This window comes from Shewanella vaxholmensis, assembly GCF_031932135.1.
Lineage (GTDB): Bacteria > Pseudomonadota > Gammaproteobacteria > Enterobacterales > Shewanellaceae > Shewanella > Shewanella hafniensis.
The window spans coordinates 75,254-81,618 of record NZ_JAUOEV010000024.1 but is presented as its reverse complement, the minus strand read 5'-3'; the positions used below and the strand labels follow the sequence as shown (position 1 = coordinate 81,618).

The window sequence follows — 6,365 nt, the reverse complement described above, 5'->3', positions numbered from 1 at the left end:
TTTATCTTGTTCCTGCCGCAAAGCGGCTTCGTTCAACAAACACTTTAAGGCGAATTAGCGACACATGACATTTATACTATGTGTTGATTTTAGTGATTAAGGTGGTGTACTTAAATATCGCATTGCGTTGCTCACCATTTAAACGGACTTTGAGGAAGATTATGAAAGAATTGCCAACATCTGTAGTATTGGAAAAATTTAAGAGCACGAAACCTCAAGATTATAAATTAGTGGCGCAATTCCAAGATTGGTATTTTAATTCGTTTATGGATGTTCTAGGAATTTATATCGAGTGGAGACCTAGAACAAAAAATCCAAAAGGTTTCTTAGAACGGCTATTAAAGGATTGGGGGATAAAACATTGGATTCCCGAATATCCACCCGCCGTTCTCAAGAAAATGATCACAAATAGCTACACGACATTGTCGATTAATGATGTGGCCACTATTAGCATGGCCCTCTCAGCATTATTGGTGGACGACAAAATTGGCAAACAGCTCAAAGAACGAGCGATAGTGTGCATAGAAAGACAATCTACAGATCTCGTGCTAAGCCAAGCTGGTCATAAGAACTTAGATACCGCCAAAGACTTTTGGGGCAAGCTAAAAGTATTGATTAGTGAATCAAAATAAAGCTAACGAGGAATGGTAATCGCCCCCCAGAATCACCTAAGGCATTAACTGCTAATGAACATCGAAGCACTGATTGAACAAATAGAGAATACTGACTGGCTAAGCCAAGCTGAACACATCTTAGCGATTTCTCAATTACAAATTGAATGGGATTGGTTGCCGACCAGCAGAGATCAACCCGATCCTTTCGAAGGAACATATACAGCTAAACCAGACGAACAGATCTACGACAAAGAGGCTGAGAAAATGGTTTATAAAGCCGCGTTGAGATCGTTGCGAAGCGTTGGTAACGCTCATCCTAAACTCGTCGATGGCCCTCATAACTACACAGAGTCAATGAAAGGTAGCGCGCTGTTCGCTTGTAAACACGCAGCCAAAGAGGTCCTTTCCAATCAGCCTGGAAAGTGGTTAGCAATCTTAGCATTATATAAAAACGGTGTGTGGCCATGTGGTATAACCCAAACTGGGGAATTGGTTATCCTGTAGGGCAGTGAAGACAGTAAAACAAAAGTTAGGGCAAAAGATCGGACAGTTATAACTTTTATTCATTAAAAATTCGACCAATAACACCTGAGCCTAAGGAATACACCACCCCCTCGGAGTTGCCGCAGGGCATTTGCGTTCGTTGCTTGATCGAGGCATGGTCGTTCTCGTGCATCCATGCACTTCACGACATTCTGGCATCCTGCCTATCAGAGGCCGAGATAGCGTCAGTCGAATCAGGGACGAGCGTCTGACGCGATCGCATAAGGGCGCTTAATGCCCACAAGGGGCTTTCAACTCCGTTGGGGGCGTCTTGGAGCATCCAAGGACGAAGGCCAACGGCCGTTTTTAGCGCGAGATAGGGATATCGAGCTGGCAATTTAACATGGACGTTTTTGATAGGACGAGCAGTCCTCCTTGGTCGACTCATGATCAAAAAGCAGGGGGGGTGAAGCCCTACGACTTTTGCTTTGATTAACATTTTGTGGCTTAGGATTTGCTTATCCACCACGGCGCATTGGCAAACAGATAACAAAGCGATGCCGCCATTATGGATAAGCCACAATAATAGGGAGCACCCGATCCGCCATGAGAACCACCATAAGACTCACCATGAAAGCCACGATGAAAATCACCTTAGATGACCTTAAAGGGCCTGAGATAGCGGCATTGCTGCAGGAACACCTCGACGATATGCGGGCAACTTCACCGCCCGAAAGCGTTCACGCATTAGATCTTGATGGCCTGCGTCAGCCCAATATCCGTTTTTGGACCCTATGGGATGGCAACAATTTAGCGGGCTGCGGTGCACTAAAATGGTTAGATGCTGAGCACGCCGAGATCAAATCCATGCGCACCGCCGCGCCCTATAAGCAGCAAGGTATAGCGTCTAAAATATTGCAGCACTTAATTAACGATGCCAAAAGTGCTGGCGTCAAACGCCTGAGTCTAGAGACAGGCTCGATGGACTTCTTCAACCCTGCACGTATGCTCTACAGCAAATTTGGTTTTGAAATCTGTGGCCCCTTCGACTGCTACCAACTCGACCCCAATAGCGTGTTTATGACGAAGAAAATCTAAAACACATGCGCCTTAGTCTTTGAAATTCATCTACTAAGGCGCTTTGCTGCAGCTAAGTATTCGCTCGCTTCACCACAGCTGCAGTTCTGTGCCCGTTCCACCAATGGATAATAAACCCAAGCAACAGCCCCCAAAATGCGCTGCCGATACCCAGCACACTAAAACCTGATGCCGTGACCAAGAAAGTGATCACTGCTACCTCGCGATCTTCGGTTTTAGCTAATGCGGCGGTAAGGCTATTGGCGATAGTGCCAAGTAGCGCTAATCCGGCGATGGCCAGGACTAATTCCTTAGGGAAAGCGGAAAACAGGCCGACCACAGTGGCGCCGAGTAACCCAGTGATAAAGTAAAACACCCCGCCCCACACCGCCGCCCAGTAACGGGTCGCAGGATTCGGGTCTGCTTCTTTACCCATGCAAATAGCGGCTGTAATGGCGGATAAGTTGAAAGCAAAACCGCCAAAGGGCGCGAGGATAACCCCGATGAATCCTGTCGTCGTGATCAAAGGCGAAATAGGCGGCCTGTAGCCATTACCATGTAGCGCAGCAACGCCCGGCATATTTTGCGAGGCCATAGTCACCACAAACAGCGGTAGCGCCACGCCAATAACACTCGCCAGCGAAAACTCAGGCGTAGTCCACACCGGCATCGCCAGTTGCAACTGAACGGCATCTAGCTTGAGCAAATCTAATTGAAAACTCATGCCTATGCCCACCAGCAATGTCAGCAAGATGATGTAGCGCGGCGCAAAAGGCTTAACAACGACAAACACCAACAGCATGATTAATATGAGGCTCAGCTGGGTTTGCATCGCTTGAAATAGCCCTAGGCCAAATTGCAGCAGGATCCCCGCCAACATGGCTGAAGCGACTGACTGCGGCATGATGCGAATAAGCTTATCCATCCAACCCGCCACCCCGCAAAGGGTGATTAACATCGAACTCACCAGAAACGCGCCTATGGCTTGGTTGACGCTCAATCCCGCTAGGCTGGTCACCATAAGCGCCGCGCCCGGTGTCGACCAAGCCGTTAGAATAGGATTCTTGTAGTAAAGCGATAGCCCTATGCTGGTCACGCCCATGCCCACACCTAAAGCCCACAGCCACGAACTAATCTGTGCAGGTGTCGCCCCCACAGCTTCCGCCGCTTGAAAGATAATCACAGCCGAGCTGCTATAACCCACCAATACCGCAATAAAACCCGCTGATATTTTTGACAAACTCCATGCATCTCGCCACATACTCACTCCCTTCCTCTGCAATTGATGTCGCCACCATGTTGTGCGCTATAACGTACGAGATGGACAAGATAGCATCTGTGCGTTATAACGTACAAACTAAATTTTTATAAAAATGATGGGGCCATTGTGCAGACGATAAACAGCTATCTCGCCACCACACTCAAAGCACTTCGCAACCAAAAGGGATGGAGTTTAGATAAGGCCGCCCAAGAGACGGGCGTCAGCAAGGCCATGATAGGACAAATCGAGCGCGGTGAATCGAGCCCAACCATTGCGACGCTGTGGAAAATTGCCAGCGGATTCAATTTCTCGCTTTCGACCTTTCTCGAGCCCACTCCCCAGAGCCAAGGCGCTGTATTCCGTAAGCCCGACGAGTTACGCCAACAACCCGCCACCGACGGTATGTTAGTCGCGTCACTGTTTCCCTTTGAAGATCGCTTTGGTTTTGAGATGTTTGAACTCACTCTGCTGCCAAACTATGAGCGGCTTTCTGAACCCCATGAAGCTGGCGTCACTGAACATGTCATTGTATTAAGCGGCACTATGGAAGTGTTAGTCGATGGACAGTGGCAAACGCTCAAACAAGGTGAAGCGGTACGATTTGCGGCCGACAAACCCCATGGCTATCGCAATCTCAACGACCAAGCCGTGGTCTTCCACGACATCATTCACTATCAACGAGGCAGTGAATCTAGCTTGTAGCAGCTTATCTAACGCCAGTAATGCAGAGTTCGAGTACCAACAACGCCAAAGACCAAACCATTACTACCGATAATTTGCAACGCTTGCACTCGCCAATCCATTAGAATAAACTTATTGAAAATTTTCTAATGGTAGGGGCAATGCTATGTTTCAATCTTTACTGGCTAAGTTATCCGGCAGTCACTCGGGCGAAAAGTGTTGGCAATTGATTGAGCAAGGCGCGCGGGTGATTGATGTGCGTTCACCGGAGGAATTTGCCTCCGGTCATTTGCCCCAAGCCATTAATGTGCCATTGCCAACGCTCGACCAATGGTTGCATCAAGTCGACAATAAACAGCATCCCTTCGTGCTCTACTGTGGCGCGGGGATTCGAGCGCAGAAAGGCTGCGATATCCTCAAGGCCAATGGTTTTGGCTGCGTGGTGAATGGCGGTTCGCTTAAAGATTTAGTCTGCTGCCAACCGAGCTAATTTAAGCCTTGGTTGTTCGGCAACAATCTGCATGTAGTGATAGTTTAGATATCTGCGAGGTGATGTATGCATAAAACGAATCATGCCAAAGCGTTACAGCTTGAAGCCGCACAGGTTAACCCTGCTGAAAAGCCGCATGAAACTGAACGCCCTGCACGCTTTAGCATCAGTCGTAACCGCGACCAAGCCAGCACTAAGGTGCGTTATGTTGAGACTAGCGCCCTTGCTAAAGGCTGCAGCCTTTGCGAATAAACAGCTTAGCGTGCGACTTAAACCTAGTAGCTCAAACCTAACCATTTAAGCCAAGCGTGCTTAGCTTAAATGGACATACAAAAATGCCAGCCCATTAACGGCTGGCATTATTTATTCAGCTAAATCAGATGACTCAGCTAATCAATGGGACAATTAAGCTTTCAGCTGATCGATACTGTGTTTTGCTTCGCTCATGCCTTTGTCGTGTGCTTCAGGACCCATGTTCAGCGCTTCGGCGTAAACCACTTCAACATTAGTGATACCAATAAAGCCTAAAACCGTTTTCAAGTAAGGTACAACGTGATCCGTTGGGCCATCTTTGTGAGCGCCGCCACGGGTCGTCACTAACACAGCGCGTTTACCTTCCACTAATCCTTTTGGACCTGTTTCTGTGTAAGTAAAAGTCACACCAGCGCGGGCAATGAAATCGATCCAGTTTTTAAGTTGAGTCGGAATAGTGAAGTTATACATAGGCGCTGCGATAACAATAGTGTCGTTCGCTTTTAATTCAGCAACTAAGGTATCTGATAATGCGAGCATTTCTTGCTGACGTGCCGATAATTCTGCACCACCACGTAAACCAGAAGCGATTTCACCGTCTACCATAGGCAGCACGTCTTTACCGCCTAAATCACGTACTGTGATAGCGGCGCCTTGGGTTTCCCAGTGGCTAGCTAAGTGGTCAATTAACACGGCAGATTGTGAATAACCGCCAAGAATGCTTGATTTTAAAATTAAGACTTTAGACATAATCTGCTCCGAAAATAGGTAAATGACTGAGAGTCAGATGGAATATCTCAACTCTATGACGCTAGTGTATTCGCCCATAAAAAAGAAATAAAGTGGATAAAATTTGAGATTCACTTCGATTTTTTAGAAAGGTTATAGGTTGTTGCGACGCGCTATAAATTAACTCGCTTTCGGCGCACTGACATACAGACCTTCGAATACCGCACAAAGCTTAACATCACAATACAATTGCACAGCTAACTTCACTTTCACTCTGCGACCTCTTTGCAACGGACTAAGATCCACAGTTGGCCATTGCACTGTTACCACAGGATCACAAGTCACTGGAGCGAGATAACGAATATGGGCATCGGCGAGCACAATGTCACCCGCAACGCCAGCTAACTGCTGGTTCAGCCACACAGAGCCCCAGCCAGTTAAGGTCATCAAGGTATAAATACTGCCGGCAAACATGGTCTGATGCAGATTAATATTGGGCGCTATCGGCGCTGTGACTCGAAATTCACCTTCACAGTAATCGAGTGGCGCAATCTGCATAAATTCACTAACAGGAATAGTACTGTGCCACGTCTGGCGTAATTGAATGAGTAGTTGAGTAAGTAATTCATCCATGTGCATTTACCTCGATACAACCCTCTTCACAGCTAACACCGAATAAGTTCAACACTCTATCCCCCAGAAAAACCACGCGTTGACTAATGTAATAGCTAACGTAATAGCTAACACGATAACTAACGCAATCACTCGCGCGATAAGA

9 protein-coding genes are annotated in these 6,365 nt (G+C 47.3%); 6 read left to right on the top strand and 3 right to left on the bottom strand.

The window, feature by feature from the left end; translation table 11 throughout:
• The first annotated feature begins 161 nt into the window (after positions 1–161).
• The 3 genes from Q4Q46_RS18160 (at position 162) to Q4Q46_RS18150 (ending at position 2,195) form a co-directional block, all read left to right on the top strand.
• Positions 162–632, top strand: a complete 471-nt coding sequence (locus tag Q4Q46_RS18160; protein WP_311906685.1) for a hypothetical protein — start codon at positions 162–164, stop codon at positions 630–632.
• Positions 633–686: 54 nt separating this feature from the next.
• Positions 687–1,118, top strand: a complete 432-nt coding sequence (locus Q4Q46_RS18155; protein WP_311906684.1) for a hypothetical protein — start codon at positions 687–689, stop codon at positions 1,116–1,118.
• 585 nt (positions 1,119–1,703) lie between these two features.
• Positions 1,704–2,195, top strand: coding sequence for a GNAT family N-acetyltransferase (locus Q4Q46_RS18150; protein ID WP_311906683.1), 492 nt, complete (start codon positions 1,704–1,706; stop codon positions 2,193–2,195).
• A 52-nt stretch (positions 2,196–2,247) separates the two neighbouring features.
• On the opposite strand, the gene Q4Q46_RS18145 is transcribed toward Q4Q46_RS18150, so the two are convergent.
• The gene (locus Q4Q46_RS18145; RefSeq protein ID WP_311906682.1) at positions 2,248–3,435 is read right to left on the bottom strand and encodes a benzoate/H(+) symporter BenE family transporter; all 1,188 of its coding nucleotides are present in this window, start codon (positions 3,433–3,435) and stop codon (positions 2,248–2,250) included.
• A gap of 126 nt (positions 3,436–3,561) precedes the next feature.
• Here Q4Q46_RS18145 and Q4Q46_RS18140 point away from each other — a divergent pair, with 126 nt between their 5' ends.
• The 3 genes from Q4Q46_RS18140 to Q4Q46_RS18130 all read left to right on the top strand — a co-directional run bounded on the left by Q4Q46_RS18140 (position 3,562) and on the right by Q4Q46_RS18130 (position 4,858).
• Positions 3,562–4,137, top strand: a complete 576-nt coding sequence (locus Q4Q46_RS18140) for a helix-turn-helix domain-containing protein (protein WP_011845564.1) — start codon at positions 3,562–3,564, stop codon at positions 4,135–4,137.
• Between the two features lie 145 nt (positions 4,138–4,282).
• Positions 4,283–4,606: a rhodanese-like domain-containing protein gene (locus Q4Q46_RS18135; RefSeq protein WP_012586539.1), complete on the top strand. Its 324-nt coding sequence runs from the start codon at positions 4,283–4,285 to the stop codon at positions 4,604–4,606.
• 66 nt (positions 4,607–4,672) lie between these two features.
• Positions 4,673–4,858 (top strand): hypothetical protein, encoded by a 186-nt coding sequence (locus Q4Q46_RS18130; protein ID WP_259483980.1) that lies wholly within the window; start codon positions 4,673–4,675, stop codon positions 4,856–4,858.
• A gap of 153 nt (positions 4,859–5,011) precedes the next feature.
• On the opposite strand, the gene azoR is transcribed toward Q4Q46_RS18130, so the two are convergent.
• Together azoR and Q4Q46_RS18120 are read right to left on the bottom strand one after the other, a co-directional pair.
• Positions 5,012–5,608: an FMN-dependent NADH-azoreductase gene (gene azoR, locus Q4Q46_RS18125; RefSeq protein ID WP_063884975.1), complete on the bottom strand. Its 597-nt coding sequence runs from the start codon at positions 5,606–5,608 to the stop codon at positions 5,012–5,014.
• 159 nt (positions 5,609–5,767) lie between these two features.
• Entirely contained in the window at positions 5,768–6,220 is a 453-nt protein-coding gene (locus Q4Q46_RS18120) for a thioesterase domain-containing protein (protein ID WP_311906680.1), read from the bottom strand.
• Positions 6,221–6,365: the final 145 nt, after the last annotated feature.